Here is a 16308-nt window from a genome sequence, read left to right as displayed (position 1 = left end):
GAGATGGCCGCCACCCAGAGGATCGCCGCGGGCGTAGCAATCGCCGCGGCCTGCGCCACGGCGCTCGCCGGTTGCGCCACCGGTACCCAGCAAGGCGCGCACGGCGCGAACGAGGCCGCAGGGGCCCCGGCGCCCCGGAGCGTGGTCCGCCTGATCGGCGACGGCTCCACCGCGTATACGGGAGCGCAGCCGAATCTGCCCCAACCCGAGCGGCTGAAGCCCGGTCAGAAGCCCCCGCAGTTCGTGGTCTTCTCCTGGGACGGCGCCGGTGAGGACAGCCAGAAGCTCTTCTCGCACTTCCGCGAGGTGGCCAAGGCCAACCGGGCGACGATGACGTACTTCCTGAGCGGCGTGTACATGCTGCCGGAGGACAAGCGCGAGTTGTACAAGCCACCGGAGCACTCGCCAGGCAGCTCGGAGATCGGCTTCAACGACGAGCAGGGCATCAAGAACACCGTCGAGCAGCTACGCGGTGCGTGGCTGGAGGGCAACGAGATCGGTACGCACTTCAACGGCCACTTCTGCGGCCCGGAAGGCGGTGTCGGCGAGTGGTCGGTCGCGGAGTGGAAGAGCGAGATCGCCCAGGCGAAGGTGTTCGTGAAGTCCTGGAAGACCAACGCGGGCATGAAGAACGCGGCTCCGCTGCCCTTCGACTACGACAAGGAGCTCATCGGCGCCCGCACGCCCTGCCTGGAGGGCCAGAAGAACTTCATGAAGGCGGCCCGGCAGCTGGGCTTCCGCTATGACACCAGCGGTGTCAACGACCAGGTCTGGCCCAAGAAGAAGAACGGCCTGTGGGATCTGTCGATGCAGCTGGTCCCTTTCCCCGGGCACACCTTCGAGCAGCTCACCATGGACTACAACTTCATGGTCAACCAGTCGGGCACGCAGACCCAGGGCGACCCCGGCAAGCAGGAGTACTGGGGCAATCAGATGCGTGACGGCCTGCTCAAGGGCTTCGACCGCGCCTACGACGGCAACCGCGCGCCGCTGATCATCGGCAACCACTTCGAGTCCTGGAACGGCGGCACCTACATGCGTGCCATCGACCAGGTCGTGGAGAACGTCTGCAACAAGCCCGACGTCCGCTGCGTCTCCTTCCGGCAGCTCGCCGACTGGCTCGACGCCCAGGACCCGACCACGCTCGACAAGCTGCGCGGCCTCAACGTCGGAGAGGCCCCGAAGCAGGGCTGGGCGTCCCTCCTGTCGGGCCGCCCGGCCCCGGCCCCGAAGGGCATCCCCGGGGCGCCGGCCGTCAAGCCGTAGCCACCAGTCCCTCGCCGAGTACGAAACCGGGGTCGACCTGCGCCGCCAGGTCGGCCCCGGTCCTCTCGTTGCCCCAGCTGCCCGCGTTCTTCAGGTGGAAGTGCACCATCTGGCGCGTGTAGCGCTCCCAGTCCCGCAACTCGTACGTGGCGTCGGTGGCGCTCTGCAAGATGCGCAGGGAGCGCCGGTTGGCCTCCTCCAGGAGCTCGAACCGGGGTGGGCGGCCCTTCTCCATGGCGCGCACCCAGTCCGAGTGCCCGACCGTGACCAGGAGGTCGTCACCGACCTCGGCGCGGAGGAAGTCGATGTCGTCCTGGCCCTGCACCTTGTTGCCGACGACCTTCAGGATGACCCCGAAGTCGCGGGCGTACTCCTTGTATTGCCGATAGACGGAGACTCCCTTCCGGGTCGGCTCGGCGACGAGGAACGTGATGTCGAAGCGGGTGAACATGCCGGACGCGAAGGAGTCGGAGCCCGCCGTCATATCGACGACGACGTACTCGCTCTGGCCGTCGACGAGATGGTTCAGGCAGAGCTCCACCGCACCGGTCTTGGAGTGGTAGCAGGCCACTCCCAGATCGGCCTCGCTGAACGGGCCGGTGACCATCAAACGGACGGCGCCGCCGTCGAGTTCCACCGGCCGCGCACAGGCGTCGTACACCGGATTGTTCTCGCACACCCGCAGCAGACGGGACCCCTCGCCGGGCGGTGTCGTCTTGATCATCGTCTCGGCGGACGTGATCCGCGGATTGGCTCCGCGCAGGTAGTCCTTGATCAGCTTCAGCCGCGGGCCCATGGCCGGCAGCCCGGCGGCCACCGCCTCGTCGAGGCCGAGCGCGGCTCCCAGATGCTGGTTGATGTCGGCGTCCACCGCGACGACCGGCGACCCCGAGGCCGCGAGGTGGCGGATGAAGAGGGAGGACAGGGTGGTCTTGCCGCTGCCGCCCTTCCCTACGAAAGCAATTTTCATGTTCACCAAGGGTAGTCGGACGATTGCTCACAGTGTCCTGGTGACGTGAAGAAGACCACTCCTTCGTGGGGCGGGCCGCCGGGGTGCGTAGGGTCGTACTCATGAGTACGACAGGCGCGACCGCCGATCCGCTCGCGGCCCTGGGCTCGCTGCCCGGCGTGGCCGAATCCGTGGAGTCCGTCCGCAAGGCGGTGGACCGGGTCTACGGACACCGGATCATGCGGCGCCGCAGCAACGAGATCACTTCCGAGGCCGCGCTGCGGGGCGCCCGCGGCTCCGCGGCGCTGTCCGGTTCCGACTGGGCTCTCGAAGAGGTGCGCCGCCGCACCGACTTCAGCGGTGACGGTGAGGGCCGCACGGTCGGCGCGGCCCTGCGGCTGACCGCCGAGGCGGGTCAACTCCTGTCCATCTGGCGACAGTCGCCGCTCCGTGTGCTGGCCCGGCTGCACCTCGTGGCGGCCGCGGACAGGGAAGGCGCGGTCGGTCGGCCCCGCCAGGACGGCGAACCGGTCGACGAGCCGCTCGTCGAACTGCCCCTGCCGGAGGCGAGCGAGGTGGCAGGCCGGCTCGAAGGGCTCTCGCAGCTGATCATCGCGGGTGGTTCGGCCCCGGCCCTGGTGACGGCGGCCGTCGTGCACGGCGAACTGCTCGCGCTGCGCCCCTTCGGCACGCACAACGGCCTCGTCGCGCGCGCGGCCGAGCGCATCGTCCTGGTCGGCAGCGGCCTCGACCCCAAATCCGTCTGCCCGGCGGAGGTCGGTCACGCCGAGCTGGGCCGCGCGGCCTATCTGGCGGCCCTGGACGGTTATGTCTCCGGCACCCCGGAGGGCATGGCGGCCTGGATCGCCCACTGCGGCAAGGCGATTGAACTGGGAGCCAGGGAGTCGACAGCCGTCTGCGAGGCGCTTCAGCGCGGCGCGGCATAAGTCCTACGGCGTGGGTCCGTGTGCGAACCGGGCCCCCAAAAAGGGTTGCGGCGGTACGAGTTTTCGTACCGCCGCTGGCATGCTCACCGGGTTACCAAGCGTCCTCGATATGTTGCCCATCAGGTCGGGAACTCCTGCCCGTCACCTGGTGCGGCTGGCCCGTAATCGACGGGTCGACGTCGCGTGGGTGCTCGATGTCCATGCTCGGTCCGTGGGGCCTCGGTTGCGTTTGAAGGTGATCCTTTCGGATGTCCTTGGTCTCGCGGGCCGTTAACCCCTTTGTACTCCTGGTCCAGGGGAAGCGGAACCCCTGACTGCACTTCTTTACTTTTAGGTTCAAACGGGTGTTAATCAGGCATAAATGTGCGGCATCCGCATGCGTGACACGCTCACGCCACCGTGGTGCGCCGCTTGCTCGCGTACCAGACGAGCCCCGCCGTGGCCGCTGCCGCGCCTATCGCGGCCGCCGCGACGAGCGCGGGACGCGGCGGCACCGACAGTGCGGGCAGCCGCTGCTTGAGTCGGACCGGTCGGTGGAAGTCCAGAATCGGCCATGAACGGGCAATTGCCTCGCGTCGCAGCGCGCGGTCCGGATTCACCGCATGGGGGTGGCCGACGGCCTCCAGCATCGGAACGTCGGTCACGGAGTCGCTGTAGGCGTAGCAACGCGAGAGGTCGTACCCCTCGGACGCGGCCAGCTCCTTGACGGCCTCGGCCTTCGTCGGCCCGTACGCGTAGTACTCCACCTCTCCGGTGAAGCAGCCGTCCTCGCCCACGACCATGCGTGTGGCCACCACCCGGTCCGCGCCGAGGAGCTCTCCGATCGGCTCGACCACCTCCGCCCCGGACGTGGAGACGATCACGACGTCACGCCCGGCGGTGTGGTGCTCCTCGATGAGGGAGGCGGCCTCGTCGTAAATGATCGGGTCGATCAGGTCGTGCAGCGTCTCGGCGACGATCTCCTTGACCTGCCGCACGTTCCAGCCGCGACACAGCGCGGAGAGGTAAGCGCGCATCCGCTCCATCTGATCGTGGTCCGCGCCGCCCGCCATGAACACGAACTGGGCGTATGCGGTACGCAACACGGCCCTTCGGTTGATCAGCCCGCCTTGGTAGAACGACTTGCTGAACGTGAGCGTGCTCGACTTCGCAATGACCGTCTTGTCCAGGTCAAAGAAGGCTGCCGTGCGAGGCAAGGAGTGGTTTTCCACGAGCCCGAGCATATGCGCCCACCATTCGGGCTAGTGTGGGGCGCGTGGGTTTGCCTGAGAGGGCTCTCGGGTACACCATGGAAGTCACGGATCGTTCGCGACCGTGCTAACCCGGTCCGACTCCTCCCCCCCCGAGTCGGCCGTGGGGACGACCCCCGCTCTCCCCCCCGGCGGGGGTCGTCGCATGTCCGGATGGGTTTTTCCCCTCTTTCGCGCGGCCCCGGGACCCCGTTGTCACCGTTGCGGCCGCCCCTTTCGCGCGCCCGCGATCTGTCACTCTGCGTAGCCGTGAGGCTGCTCTGTGGAAGTCGCACGCGGCTCACCGGTATGGGTGATGGCGATATTCACAGCCACTGAGTTGTCCACAGTTATCGACCAAGATCCACACGATTTTCGGGATCGCTGCACCGTGATTCCAGCGCGTCCCGCTCGCGGCGAGTTCCTCGCGGCAAGTTCATGGCCGGTTCCGTTTGTCGGACGCGTTTGGCCGGTTCGTATCGGCCGTTCATATGGAGGCCGCTTGCCGGTTCTTCACACGAGCGGGAATCGCGGGTCCACAGAGGACCCTGCGGGCTCCGCGCAAGAAGCAGCGAAGGGGGCTGGAGATCATGGCGGGAGCCATCACACACGACCTGCCGCCCGCCGCCGACGGGCGGCAGGGCGGACCACTGATCGTCACGGAGGACGCCGAACTTCTCGACGACCTGCTGCGCCTGTGCGCCGCGGCGGGCGCGAGGCCGGAGGTCCACCACGGGGTGCCGGAGGGCCGCGGCAGCTGGGAGGCGGCGCCACTCGTCCTGGTCGGCGACGACGCGGCGCGGCGTGTGCGCGGGGCCGTGCGGCGACGCGGAGTGGTGCTGGTCGGCCGGGACCAGGACGACTCCGGCGTCTGGAAACGGGCTGTCGAGATCGGAGCCGACCATGTCCTGATGCTTCCGGACGGCGAACAGTGGCTCGTCGACCGCATCGCCGACGTGGCCGAGGGAGTCGGCCGCCCCGCGCTCACCGTCGGCGTGATCGGCGGCCGCGGCGGGGCCGGAGCCTCCACGCTGGCCTGCGCGCTCGCCGTCACCTCGGCGCGTGAGGGACGCCGCACCCTGCTCGTGGACGCGGATCCCCTGGGTGGCGGACTCGACGTACTCCTGGGCGGAGAGACGGCCGAAGGCCTGCGCTGGCCGGCGTTCGCGGCCTCCCGTGGCAGGGTCGGCGGCGGCGCCCTGGAGGAGTCCCTTCCCGAATTGCACGCGCTGCGCGTCCTGAGCTGGGATCGCGGCGATTCCGTGACCATTCCGGCGCAGGCCGTGCGCGCCGTCCTGGCCGCCGCCAGACGGCGTGGTGGCGCGGTGGTGGTCGACCTGCCCCGGCGCGTCGACGAAGGCGTCGCGGAAGCCCTCGCCCAGCTCGACCTCGGACTTCTGGTGGTCCCCGCCGATCTGCGCGCCATCGCGGCGGCCAAACGGGTGGCGTCCGTGGTCGGCATGGTCCTGCGCGACCTGCGCGTCGCAGTCCGCGGCCCTTACACACCGGGCCTCGACGACCGCGAAGTGGCCCGTCTGCTCGGACTGCCGCTGGTCGGCGAAGTGCCCGCGGAATCCACGCGGCTGGACACCGGAGTGCCACCCGGGGGAGCCGTGCGAGGGCCGCTCGCCCGGTTCTGCGCCGCGTTCTGGGAGCGGGTTCCGGTGGAAGGCGGGGGCGTATGAGCCGGGAAGCGGGCACGGGCGTCGGTACCGGCACAGGACTGCTGGACGGCGTACGGCAGTGGCTGGCCGAGAGCGGGTCGGAACCGACCCCCGCGCGCGTGGCACAGGCCCTGCGCGAGCAGGGGCGAGTGCTCGGAGACGCCGAGGTCCTCGGCACCGCCGAGCGGTTGCGCTCCGAACTGGTCGGCAGTGGTCCGCTGGAGCCGCTGCTCGCCGACCCGTCGGTGACCGACGTCCTGGTGTCCGCGCCGGACCGGGTGTGGGTCGACCGGGGCGGTGGCCTGGAACTGACGGCCGTCACCTTTCCGGACACGGCCGCCGTACGACGCCTCGCGCAGCGCCTCGCGGCCGTGGCCGGGCGAAGGCTCGACGACGCCCGCCCCTGGGTCGACGCCCGGCTTCCGGACGGCACCCGTCTGCACGCGGTGCTGCCCCCGGTCGCCGTCGGCTCCACCTGCCTGTCGCTGCGGGTCGTACGGCCCCGGGCGTTCACTCTCGACGAGTTGGTGGCGGCGGGGACGATCCCGCACGGCGGGGACCGGGTGCTCAGAGCCCTGTTGGACGCCCGGCTGTCGTTCCTGATCAGCGGTGGCACCGGGAGCGGCAAGACGACCCTGCTGAGCGCGCTGCTGGGGCTGGTCGGACCCGGGGAGCGGATCGTGCTCGCCGAGGACTCGGCGGAGCTGCGGCCAGACCATCCCCATGTGGTGCGCCTGGAGGGACGGCCCGCCAATCAGGAGGGCGCCGGACTCGTGGCGCTGCAGGACCTGGTCCGTCAGGCCCTGCGCATGCGACCGGACCGGCTGGTCGTCGGCGAGGTGCGCGGACCGGAGGTCGTGTCGCTCCTGGCGGCGCTCAACACCGGCCACGAGGGCGGCTGCGGAACGGTGCACGCGAATGCGGCGGCACAGGTACCGGCCCGCCTGGAGGCCCTGGGCACGGCGGCAGGGCTCGACAGAGCCGCGCTGCACAGCCAGTTGGCGGCGGCGCTGTCCGTGGTCCTGCATCTCGTACGCGACCGGGCCGGGCGGCGGCGGATCGCCGAGGTGCATGTCCTGGAGCGCGATGCGACGGGGCTGGTGGTGACGGTGCCCGCGCTGCGGTGGGGCGCGGAGGCGTTCGCGTACGAGCGGGGGTGGGAGCGGCTGCGGGGGCTGCTCCGGGACGGGACCGAGAGGAGTGGTCTGTGATGACGGGAGTCGTTGACATCTCGGTGGGGGTGGCCATGGCGTGTGCCGGGGCGGCGGCCTGGTTGATGGGCGGATGGGACGCGGGGGCACGCAGGGCTCGGCTGCTGTGCGCGGGCGGCGGGGTGGTGGCCACCGGTCCGCCGGCGTGGGAGCGGGCACGGGCCGAGTGGCGGCGACTGCGCGGACGACTGCGACCCGAAGGGTGGTCGCTGGTGGCCGGGTTGGTGATCGCGGTACTGGGCACGTCCGTGGTGCCGCTGTTCCTGGGGGCGGCCGGGATGCCGTTGCTCCGCCGGGTACGGCGGGCCGGCGAGGCGCGTCGGGACCGGGAGCGTCGGGGCGAGGCGGTGATCGCGCTGTGCGGGGCGCTGGCCGGCGAGGTGCGGGCTGGGCGTCAGCCGGGCGAGGCACTGCGGAGAGCGGCGCGCGACTCGGGCGGGCTCGGCGAGGCACAGGCGGTGGTGCTGGCTGCGGCGCGGTTCGGCGGTGATGTGCCGGGCGCGCTCACCGACGCGGCACGTCAGCCGGGAGCCGACGGGCTGGTGGGGCTCGCCGCGTGCTGGCGGGTGGCGGTGGACCGGGGCGCCGGCCTGGCGGCGGGACTCGACCGCCTGGAAGGGGCCCTGTGCGCGGAGCGGGACCAACGGGCCGATCTGCGCGCTCAAGTGGCCGGATCGAGATCCACGGCGGTGATGCTCGCGGGGCTGCCCGTTCTGGGGCTTCTGCTGGGCACCGCGCTGGGAGCCGATCCACTGCACGTGCTGCTGCACAGCGGGCCGGGCCTGGGCTGTCTGCTGGTCGGCGGGGTGCTGGAGGCCGTGGGGCTGTGGTGGGCGCTGCGCATCGTGAGGGGAGCGGAGGCGACATGAGCACGGAAGTCGTCCACAGGCTGGGGGCGCTCGTGTGCGGAGCGCTGGCGCTGGGGTGGCTGCCGCGAGCGCTTGGCGCGGCGCGGCGTGAGCGACGGGCACGCAGAAGGTTGGCCGAGCTGCTGGCCCTGGAGCGGGCGCCCGAGAAGCGGCACTTCGCGGTCCGGGACATCGGGCGGCGGTGGCTGCCGGTGGCGGGCGCGGTGTGCGCCGGCTGGGTGCTGGTCGGCGGTCTTGCCGGGGTCGTGGTGGGACTGCTGGCCGGGTTCGGGGCCTGGCGGTGGCGGCAGCGGCGCAGACCGGGGCCGGTGGAGGAGCACGACGCGGCGCTGGTTGCCCGGCAACTTCCCCTCGCGGCCGACCTGGTCGCGGCCTGTATCGCGGCGGGGGCGGACCCGGTGGTGGCAGCCCAGGCGGTGGGCGAGGCCCTGGGCGGACCGGTGGGGGAGCGGCTCGCGCGGGGCGCGGCGGAGGTACGGCTCGGAGGCGAACCGGCCGAGGCATGGCGGAGGCTGGCGTCGCTCCCGGGCGCGAGGGCACTGGCGCGGCTGCTGGAACGGGCCGGCGAGTCGGGCGTACCGGCGGCCGTGCCGGTCGGGCGGCTCGCCATGGAGGCCCGCGCCGAGCGGGGCCGCACCGCGACGGCGCGGGCGCGCCGGGCGGCCGTCATGGTCACCGCGCCCCTGGGGCTGTGCTTTCTTCCCGCGTTCCTCGCGATGGGCGTCCTACCCGTGGTGATCGGGCTGGCGGACGGGGTGCTGGGAGGGGGTGGCGGATGACGAGCGACAACGTGCGGTGAACGACGGACGATCAACGGGTTTGGACCTTACGGGGGTTGAGATGTGCAAGACGGTAGGCGTACGGATGCGGGCGTGGCTGCGGGCTCTGGCGGCACGGAGGGACGCGGGAATGGTCACCTCCGAGTACGCGGTGGGTGTCCTCGCGGCGGTGGCCTTCGCGGCGGTGCTCTACAAGGTGGTGACGAGCGGCCAGGTCGGCGCGGAGTTGCAGGACATCGTGGGGCGGGCGCTCAATGCGCCGATGTGAACGCGGGACGGCTGGTCGGGGCCGGGATCGGGCCTGGGGCCGAAATCCGAGCCAGAGCCGGTCCCGGGGCCGGCCCCGGGACCAGGGATTTGTGACCGCCGAGGCCGCCGTGGTGCTGCCCTCGCTGGTGCTCGTCGGAATGGCGCTGGTCTGGGCCCTGCTCGCCGCGTCCGCGCAGATCCAGTGCGTGGACGCGGCCAGGGCGGGCGCCCGCGCGGCTGCCCGCCAGGACCCGCCGGACACGGTGCTGGCGACGACCCGCCGTGCGGCCCCGCGGGGCGCCAGGGTCACGGTGACCCGGGAGGGCGACCTCGTCCGGGTCATGGTCAAGGCGAGTGCGCCGGGACCGGACGCGCTGTCGTTGGAGCTGAGCGACGAGGCCGTGGCGTTGGCGGAGGAGACGGTGGGGGTGGTGAGGGGATGAGGGTCTGGAGCCCTGGTCGCGCAGGGTGGACGGCCGCTTGGAACAGATGGCGCACCCGCCGGATCCGCGGCCGGGACATCGGCCGCCGTCTTCCGTCGGACACCGACGGGACTCTTTGCTCGGACCGGGGGTCGGCCACCGTCTGGACCGTCGGGGCGATCGCCGTGCTGTGTGTCGTGTTCGGTGCCGTTCTGGCCATGGGGCAGGCGGTCGCGGTCCGGCACCGTGCGGCGGGGGCGGCCGACCTGGCCGCGCTCGCCGCGGCGGACCACTGGGCGGACGGCGGCACGGCGGCCTGTGCCCAGGCGGACCGGGTGGCACGGGCCCAGCACGCCCGGCTGGTGCGGTGCGCCGTGGAGGGCGAGGTCTCGGACGTCACGGCCGTGTCGGGCTCCAGGCCCTTCGACGCGGAGGTCAGGTCAAGAGCCGGACCCGCGACACCGCAGGAGCCTAGCCCTCCGGCGCCCCCCGCAGAAGTTCCGTGAGCAGCCGCACAGCGCCCCGTTTGTGCAACGGCTCGTTCCCGTTGCCGCACTTGGGGGACTGGATGCAGGACGGGCAGCCGGCCTCGCACTCGCAGGACGCGATGGCCTGCCGGGTGGCGGTGAGCCAGGCGCGGGCGGTGTGGAAGGCACGCTCCGCGAATCCCGCGCCGCCCGGGTGGCCGTCGTACACGAAGACCGTGGGCAGGAGCGTGTCCGGGTGCAGCGGGATGGACACGCCGCCGATGTCCCAGCGGTCGCAGGTGGCGAACAGCGGGAGCATGCCGATCGACGCGTGCTCGGCGGCGTGCAGGGCGCCGCCGAGGATCTCCGGGTTGATCCGGGCCGCGTCCAGTTGGTCCTCGGTGACCGTCCACCACACGGCGCGCGTGCGGAGCGTACGAGGAGGGAGGTCGAGTTTCGACTCGCCCAGTACTTCACCGGTGATGACACGACGACGCAGGAAGGAGACGACCTGGTTGGTGACTTCGACGGACCCGTAGCACAACCGGCCCTCGCCCCAAGGGACGGCGGTGTCCGTTTCCAGGACGGAGATGGAGGTCGTGTCGCGGGCGACCGTCGAATACGGCGGGTTGGCCTCCTCGACCAGGGCGACGGAGTCCTCCAGGTCCAGGTGCTTCACCAGGTACGTACGGCCCTGGTGGAGGTGGACCGCGCCCTCGTGGACCGTGGTGTGCGCGGAGCCCGCGTCGACCGTGCCGAGCAGCCGCCCGGTCCCGGCCTCGACGATCTGCACCGGACTGCCGCCCTCGCCCCGGATGTCGGTCAGGTCGGCGGCCCGCTCCCGACGCGTCCAGTGCCACGCCGTCGTTCTCCGGCGCAGCAGTTTCGCGGCCTCCAGCTGTGGCAGCAGACCGGGGGCGGCCGGTCCGAAGAGCTCCAGATCCTCTTCCGTGAGGGGGATTTCGGAGGCGGCGGCGCACAGGTGCGGGGCGAGGACGTACGGATTGTCGGGGTCGAGGACGGTGGACTCCACCGGCTGGTCGAACAGGGCTTCGGGGTGATGCACGAGGAACGTGTCCAGTGGATCGTCGCGGGCGACGAGGACGGCGAGTGCGCCCTGCCCCGAGCGGCCGGCGCGGCCCGCCTGCTGCCACAGGGAGGCCCGGGTGCCCGGGTAGCCCGCGATGACGACGGCGTCCAGGCCGGAGACGTCGATGCCGAGTTCGAGGGCGGTGGTGGCGGCGAGGCCGAGGAGTTCGCCGGAGTGCAGGGCGCGCTCCAGGGCGCGGCGTTCCTCGGGGAGGTAGCCGCCGCGGTAGGCGGCCACGCGCCGGGCCAGTGAGCGGTCGATCTCGGCGAGGCGCTCCTGGGCGATCACCGCGATCAGCTCGGCACCGCGGCGGGACCGTACGAAGGCGACGGAGCGTACGCCCTGGAGGGTCAGGTCGGTGAGGAGGTCGGCGGTCTCGGCGGTGGCGGTACGCCGAACGGGTGCTCCTTTCTCGCCGTGCAGTTCGGTGAGCGGGGGCTCCCAGAGGGCGAACACGAGTTCGCCGCGGGGCGAGGCGTCGTCGGCGACCTCGACGACCGGGAGGCCGGTCAGCCGGCGGGCGGCGACCGAGGGTTCCGCGGCGGTCGCGGAGGCCAGCAGGAAGACGGGTGAGGCGCCGTAGCGGGCGCACACTCGGCGCAGTCGGCGCAGTACCTGGGCCACGTGGCAGCCGAAGACGCCGCGGTAGGTGTGCACCTCGTCGATGACGACGTACTTCAGGGCGCGGAGGAAGGAGGACCAGCGGGGATGGGAGGGCAATATCCCGCGGTGCAGCATGTCGGGGTTGGTCAGGACGTAGTTGGCGTACTGCCGTACCCACTCGCGTTCCTCGAACGGAGTATCGCCGTCGTACACGGCTGAGCGAACGGCATTGCCCAAAGGTTGTGAAAGTTCCTTCACCGATCGGCGCTGATCGGCTGCAAGGGCCTTTGTGGGGGCCAGGTACAGCGCGGTGGCCCCACGGCCGTTCGGGGCCTCGGAGCCGTCCAGGAGGGCTGTCAGGACCGGCGTGAGGTATGCCAGGGACTTTCCCGAGGCGGTGCCCGTGGCGACGATCACGGAGTCGCCGTCCAGGGCGTGCTCGGCGGCCAGTGCCTGGTGGGCCCAGGGGTGCTCGATGCCCGCGGCCTGCACCGCCGCGATGACCTCCGAACGGATCCGATCGGGCCATACGGCATGGCGACCCGCCCGTGGGGGCAAGTGCTCCGTATGAGTGATGCGCGAAGCCCGACTCGGCCCCGAGGCGAGCCGGTCCAGGACCGTGCCCGGATCGGGGCGGGAAGCGGTGTCCGTCGAGGGTCGATCGGATCGGTGATTCTTGGCCATCGGCATCGAGTGTGTCACTGGCGTGACGGACAATGGGCCCAAGGCGTCGTGCACGCCTGCCGGTAAGTGATTGAATGCCATCGCGGCTGGCGAACCGTCCCGGGGGCTCTGCCGAGGTGTCCCTTGGGATGACCGCTCGATAGCAAGGTGCTGGAGGATCCGTGGACCTGTCCCTGTCGACCCGTACCGTCGGCGATCGTACGGTCGTCGAGGTCGGTGGCGAAATCGATGTATATACCGCGCCCAAGCTGCGCGAGCAGCTGGTCGAGCTGGTGAACGACGGCAATTTCCACCTTGTCGTCGACATGGAGGGCGTGGACTTCCTCGACTCCACCGGGCTCGGCGTGCTGGTGGGCGGCCTGAAGCGTGTGCGTGCCCATGAGGGCTCGCTGCGACTGGTCTGCAACCAGGAGCGCATTCTGAAGATCTTCCGCATCACCGGCCTCACCAAGGTGTTCCCCATCCACACCTCGGTCGAGGAAGCGGTAGCGGCCACCGACTGACCCCGTCCCGGGCCTCACGAGTGATGTGGTGTCCGAGACGGTAGAAGCAATGGACGGGGGACCGGGCCTCGGCGGCCCGGCCCCCTGACAGCACGCCCGTAGTTGAGGGGGATGCATGGCCACCGTTGAACTCCGCTTCAGCGCGCTGCCCGAGCACGTCAGGACCGCCCGACTGGTGGCGGCGGCGGTGGCGCGCAGGGCCGGAGTGGACGAGGCCGTCCTCGACGAGGTCAGACTCGCCGTCGGCGAGGCCTGTACTCGTGCCGTCGGACTGCACCAGAGCAACGGCATCTCGGCGCCGGTGCAGGTGAAGCTGATCGAGGAGGAGAAACAGTTCTCCATCGAGGTCGGCGACGAGGCGCCGCGTTCGGCGCCCGGTGAGACGGCATCCGGTGCCTCGGGTGATCCGGACATGGATGCCGAGGAGGACGAGATGGGCCTCGCGGTCATCAGCGGCCTCGTCGACGATGTCGAGGTCACTTCCGGTGAGCACGGTGGACTGATCAAGATGAGCTGGCCGACCACGCCGCCGGCCGCGCTCGTCCCCTGATCGCACCCCCGCAACACACTCGAAGGGCCCTGCTCAGCAGGGCCCTTTTTGTATGCCCGCGCCCGGCCGGGTTCGACCCCGGCCTTTTCGTGAATTGATTCACGATCAATCACGCGATTATTTGATCAAGCGTCAACGCTTTTGGGGCATTACTTCTTTTGGGTCCCATGGATGCCCGTCGATCATTTGCTGATCGGCATGTGAAGGCGAATTCCGTTTACCGGGCACTGTTTTGATCAGGTTCCGGTACCTACAATCCGTCCACATCTTGAGCTCAGCACAGGCGTCAAGGAGGACGAATGGCGGGGCTTTCTACCCCTCATCAGTTTGACCATCCCACAACCTTCGCAGCCGCAGTACTGACCAATGACAATCGCTTGATCGTGATGGTCATCGGCGCCGTGGCCCTGGCGGCCCTGGCGGTAGCCGGTGTCCTGGTACGGCAAGTGCTCGCGGCCGGCGAGGGCACCGACAGCATGAAGAAGATCGCGGCGGCGGTGCAGGAAGGCGCGAACGCCTACCTGGGTCGCCAGATGCGCACGCTCGGCGTATTCGCCGTCGTGGTGTTCTTCCTGCTCATGCTGCTGCCCGCGGACGACTGGAATCAGCGCGCCGGACGATCGATCTTCTTCCTGATCGGCGCGGTGTTCTCGGCGACCACCGGTTATATCGGTATGTGGCTCGCCGTACGAAGCAACGTCCGCGTGGCCGCCGCGGCAAGGGAAGCGACCCCGGCCGAGGGTGAACCCGAAAAGGATCTCACTGCCGTCTCACACAAAGCCATGAAGATCGCTTTCCGTACCGGCGGCGTCGTCGGCATGTTCACGGTGGGGCTCGGTCTACTGGGCGCCTCCTGTGTGGTGCTGGTGTACGCGGCCGACGCGCCGAAGGTCCTGGAGGGCTTCGGTCTCGGCGCGGCGCTGATCGCCATGTTCATGCGTGTCGGCGGCGGCATCTTCACCAAGGCCGCCGACGTCGGCGCCGACCTGGTCGGCAAGGTCGAGCAGGGCATTCCGGAGGACGACCCGCGCAATGCCGCGACCATCGCCGACAACGTGGGCGACAACGTCGGCGACTGCGCCGGCATGGCCGCGGACCTCTTCGAGTCGTACGCCGTCACGCTCGTCGCCGCGCTGATCCTCGGCAAGGCGGCGTTCGGCGACGCCGGGCTCGCCTTCCCGCTGATCGTGCCCGCGATCGGCGTCCTCACCGCGATGGTCGGCATCTTCGCGGTGGCACCACGGCGCTCCGACCGCAGTGGCATGTCCGCGATCAACCGTGGCTTCTTCATCTCCGCGGTGATCTCGTTGGTGCTGGTGGCCGCGGCCGTCTTCATCTACCTGCCGGGGAAGTACGCCGACCTCGACGGCGTCACGGACGCGGCGATCAGGGCCAAGGAGGGCGATCCGCGGATCCTCGCGGTCGTCGCGGTGGCCATCGGCATCGTGCTCGCCGCCCTCATCCAGCAACTGACCGGCTACTTCACCGAGACCACCCGTCGTCCCGTACGGGACATCGGCAAGAGCTCGCTCACCGGTGCGGCCACCGTCGTCCTGGCCGGTATCTCCATCGGTCTGGAATCGGCCGTCTACACCGCCCTGCTGATCGGCCTCAGCGTCTACGGGGCCTTCCTGCTCGGAGGTACGTCGATCCTCCTGGCGCTGTTCGCGGTGGCGCTCGCCGGAACCGGCCTGCTCACCACGGTCGGCGTCATCGTCGCCATGGACACCTTCGGCCCGGTCTCCGACAACGCGCAGGGCATCGCCGAGATGTCCGGCGACGTCACGGGCGCGGGCGCGCAGGTGCTCACCGACCTGGACGCGGTGGGCAACACCACGAAGGCCATCACCAAGGGCATCGCCATCGCCACGGCCGTCCTCGCGGCCTCGGCGCTCTTCGGCTCGTACCGGGACGCGATCCTCACGGCCGCGAACGACGTGGGCGAGAAGGTCTCCGGGCAGGGCGCGCCGCTGAACCTGATGATGGACATCTCGCAGCCCAACAACCTGGTGGGCCTGATCGCGGGCGCGGCGGTCGTCTTCCTGTTCTCGGGCCTCGCGATCAACGCGGTGTCCCGGTCCGCGGGGGCCGTGGTCTACGAGGTGCGGCGGCAGTTCCGCGAGCACCCCGGGATCATGGACTACACGGAGAAGCCGGAGTACGGGCGGGTCGTCGACATCTGCACCAAGGACGCCCTGCGGGAGCTGGCCACTCCGGGTCTGCTCGCCGTCCTGGCGCCCATCGCCATCGGCTTCACGCTCGGCGTCGGCGCGCTCGGCTCGTATCTGGCGGGCGCGATCGGCACCGGCACGCTGATGGCGGTCTTCCTCGCCAACTCCGGCGGCGCCTGGGACAACGCGAAGAAACTGGTCGAGGACGGCCACCACGGGGGCAAGGGCAGTGAGGCCCATGCCGCCACGGTGATCGGCGACACCGTAGGTGACCCCTTCAAGGACACCGCGGGCCCCGCGATCAACCCGCTCCTCAAGGTGATGAACCTGGTGGCGCTGCTGATCGCACCCGCGGTCGTGAAGTTCTCGTACGGCGACGACAAGAACCTCGGTCTGCGCATCCTGATCGCGGTGCTCTCGATCCTCGTGATCGTGGGCGCGGTGTACATCTCCAAGCGGCGCGGGATCGCCGTGGGTGACGAAGGCAACGCGGAACGGGTGTCGAAGTCGGCCGACGCCGCGGTGGTTTCGTAGCGCTAGGTCCTTTGGGCAGGTCCCGACGGGCGGGCGGCACGCAGCGACGTGCCGCCCGCCCGTCGTTTGTGTGCCGCCCGCCCGTGTCGTGAGCCTTCTCTCGCATGGAGCAAATGGCTTC

General features: G+C 70.5%; 15 protein-coding genes. 12 read left to right on the top strand and 3 right to left on the bottom strand.

The annotated features are described in order from the left end of the window. Positions 1 to 3 precede the first annotated feature (3 nt). A complete protein-coding gene (locus tag OG568_RS23895) occupies positions 4 to 1266 on the top strand; it encodes a hypothetical protein (RefSeq protein ID WP_329533037.1) in 1263 nt (420 codons plus the stop codon). Here OG568_RS23895 and OG568_RS23890 read toward each other — a convergent pair. Continuing rightward, positions 1256 to 2236, bottom strand: a complete 981-nt coding sequence (locus tag OG568_RS23890; RefSeq protein WP_329533036.1) for an ATP-binding protein — start codon at positions 2234 to 2236, stop codon at positions 1256 to 1258. The two genes, OG568_RS23895 and OG568_RS23890, sit on opposite strands and share 11 nt — an antisense overlap. A gap of 101 nt (positions 2237 to 2337) precedes the next feature. Between OG568_RS23890 and OG568_RS23885 the strand changes: the two genes are divergently transcribed. Further along, positions 2338 to 3162 (top strand): oxidoreductase, encoded by an 825-nt coding sequence (locus OG568_RS23885; protein ID WP_329533035.1) that lies wholly within the window; start codon positions 2338 to 2340, stop codon positions 3160 to 3162. Positions 3163 to 3551: 389 nt separating this feature from the next. Here OG568_RS23885 and OG568_RS23880 read toward each other — a convergent pair whose 3' ends face one another. Beyond that, a complete protein-coding gene (locus OG568_RS23880) occupies positions 3552 to 4385 on the bottom strand; it encodes an HAD family hydrolase (protein WP_266584432.1) in 834 nt (277 codons plus the stop codon). A 596-nt stretch (positions 4386 to 4981) separates the two neighbouring features. Here OG568_RS23880 and ssd point away from each other — a divergent pair. The 7 genes from ssd to OG568_RS23845 all read left to right on the top strand — a co-directional run bounded on the left by ssd (position 4982) and on the right by OG568_RS23845 (position 10091). Beyond that, positions 4982 to 6076 carry a septum site-determining protein Ssd gene (gene ssd, locus OG568_RS23875; RefSeq protein WP_329533034.1) on the top strand — a complete coding sequence of 365 codons (1095 nt, stop codon included), beginning with the start codon at positions 4982 to 4984 and terminating at the stop codon, positions 6074 to 6076. Continuing rightward, positions 6073 to 7266: a TadA family conjugal transfer-associated ATPase gene (locus OG568_RS23870; protein ID WP_266627098.1), complete on the top strand. Its 1194-nt coding sequence runs from the start codon at positions 6073 to 6075 to the stop codon at positions 7264 to 7266. The genes ssd and OG568_RS23870 overlap by 4 nt, the downstream gene beginning before the upstream one ends. Next, positions 7266 to 8135, top strand: a complete 870-nt coding sequence (locus OG568_RS23865) for a type II secretion system F family protein (protein ID WP_329533033.1) — start codon at positions 7266 to 7268, stop codon at positions 8133 to 8135. The genes OG568_RS23870 and OG568_RS23865 overlap by 1 nt, the downstream gene beginning before the upstream one ends. Further along, positions 8132 to 8914, top strand: coding sequence for a type II secretion system F family protein (locus OG568_RS23860; RefSeq protein ID WP_329533032.1), 783 nt, complete (start codon positions 8132 to 8134; stop codon positions 8912 to 8914). Before OG568_RS23865 ends, OG568_RS23860 begins: the two co-directional genes overlap by 4 nt. 61 nt (positions 8915 to 8975) lie before the next feature. Further along, positions 8976 to 9182 (top strand): DUF4244 domain-containing protein, encoded by a 207-nt coding sequence (locus OG568_RS23855; protein ID WP_266438038.1) that lies wholly within the window; start codon positions 8976 to 8978, stop codon positions 9180 to 9182. After that, positions 9169 to 9606: a TadE family type IV pilus minor pilin gene (locus OG568_RS23850; RefSeq protein WP_329533031.1), complete on the top strand. Its 438-nt coding sequence runs from the start codon at positions 9169 to 9171 to the stop codon at positions 9604 to 9606. Before OG568_RS23855 ends, OG568_RS23850 begins: the two co-directional genes overlap by 14 nt. A gap of 62 nt (positions 9607 to 9668) precedes the next feature. Beyond that, on the top strand, positions 9669 to 10091 hold the full coding sequence (locus OG568_RS23845) for an Rv3654c family TadE-like protein (protein WP_443077880.1): 423 nt from the start codon (positions 9669 to 9671) through the stop codon (positions 10089 to 10091). On the opposite strand, the gene OG568_RS23840 is transcribed toward OG568_RS23845, so the two are convergent. After that, positions 10057 to 12510 (bottom strand): DEAD/DEAH box helicase, encoded by a 2454-nt coding sequence (locus OG568_RS23840; RefSeq protein ID WP_329533030.1) that lies wholly within the window; start codon positions 12508 to 12510, stop codon positions 10057 to 10059. The genes OG568_RS23845 and OG568_RS23840 overlap by 35 nt on opposite strands. An 80-nt stretch (positions 12511 to 12590) precedes the next feature. Here OG568_RS23840 and bldG point away from each other — a divergent pair, with 80 nt between their 5' ends. The 3 genes from bldG to OG568_RS23825 all read left to right on the top strand — a co-directional run bounded on the left by bldG (position 12591) and on the right by OG568_RS23825 (position 16187). Continuing rightward, positions 12591 to 12932 (top strand): anti-sigma factor antagonist BldG, encoded by a 342-nt coding sequence (gene bldG, locus OG568_RS23835; RefSeq protein WP_010986038.1) that lies wholly within the window; start codon positions 12591 to 12593, stop codon positions 12930 to 12932. A 115-nt stretch (positions 12933 to 13047) separates the two neighbouring features. Continuing rightward, positions 13048 to 13482 (top strand): ATP-binding protein, encoded by a 435-nt coding sequence (locus tag OG568_RS23830; RefSeq protein ID WP_266438019.1) that lies wholly within the window; start codon positions 13048 to 13050, stop codon positions 13480 to 13482. A 299-nt stretch (positions 13483 to 13781) separates the two neighbouring features. After that, the gene (locus OG568_RS23825; RefSeq protein WP_329533029.1) at positions 13782 to 16187 is read left to right on the top strand and encodes a sodium-translocating pyrophosphatase; all 2406 of its coding nucleotides are present in this window, start codon (positions 13782 to 13784) and stop codon (positions 16185 to 16187) included. The last annotated feature ends 121 nt before the right edge of the window (positions 16188 to 16308 follow it).

It is taken from the genome of Streptomyces sp. NBC_01450, assembly GCF_036227505.1.
Taxonomy (GTDB): Bacteria; Actinomycetota; Actinomycetes; order Streptomycetales; family Streptomycetaceae; genus Streptomyces.
The sequence above is the reverse complement of the archived record's forward strand: the minus strand, read 5'-3'. Positions and strand labels throughout refer to the sequence as shown.

Excerpts from the sequence above, each read along its gene's own strand:
- OG568_RS23895 (WP_329533037.1), top strand. The coding sequence starts at position 4 with ATGGCCGCCACCCAGAGGATCGCCGCGGGCGTAGCAATCGCCGCGGCC.
- OG568_RS23890 (WP_329533036.1), bottom strand. The coding sequence starts at position 2,236 with ATGAAAATTGCTTTCGTAGGGAAGGGCGGCAGCGGCAAGACCACCCTG.
- OG568_RS23885 (WP_329533035.1), top strand. The coding sequence starts at position 2,338 with ATGAGTACGACAGGCGCGACCGCCGATCCGCTCGCGGCCCTGGGCTCG.
- OG568_RS23880 (WP_266584432.1), bottom strand. The coding sequence starts at position 4,385 with ATGCTCGGGCTCGTGGAAAACCACTCCTTGCCTCGCACGGCAGCCTTC.
- ssd (WP_329533034.1), top strand. The coding sequence starts at position 4,982 with ATGGCGGGAGCCATCACACACGACCTGCCGCCCGCCGCCGACGGGCGG.
- OG568_RS23870 (WP_266627098.1), top strand. The coding sequence starts at position 6,073 with ATGAGCCGGGAAGCGGGCACGGGCGTCGGTACCGGCACAGGACTGCTG.
- OG568_RS23865 (WP_329533033.1), top strand. The coding sequence starts at position 7,266 with ATGACGGGAGTCGTTGACATCTCGGTGGGGGTGGCCATGGCGTGTGCC.
- OG568_RS23860 (WP_329533032.1), top strand. The coding sequence starts at position 8,132 with ATGAGCACGGAAGTCGTCCACAGGCTGGGGGCGCTCGTGTGCGGAGCG.
- OG568_RS23855 (WP_266438038.1), top strand. The coding sequence starts at position 8,976 with ATGTGCAAGACGGTAGGCGTACGGATGCGGGCGTGGCTGCGGGCTCTG.
- OG568_RS23850 (WP_329533031.1), top strand. The coding sequence starts at position 9,169 with ATGCGCCGATGTGAACGCGGGACGGCTGGTCGGGGCCGGGATCGGGCC.
- OG568_RS23840 (WP_329533030.1), bottom strand. The coding sequence starts at position 12,510 with ATGGCATTCAATCACTTACCGGCAGGCGTGCACGACGCCTTGGGCCCA.
- OG568_RS23830 (WP_266438019.1), top strand. The coding sequence starts at position 13,048 with ATGGCCACCGTTGAACTCCGCTTCAGCGCGCTGCCCGAGCACGTCAGG.
- OG568_RS23825 (WP_329533029.1), top strand. The coding sequence starts at position 13,782 with ATGGCGGGGCTTTCTACCCCTCATCAGTTTGACCATCCCACAACCTTC.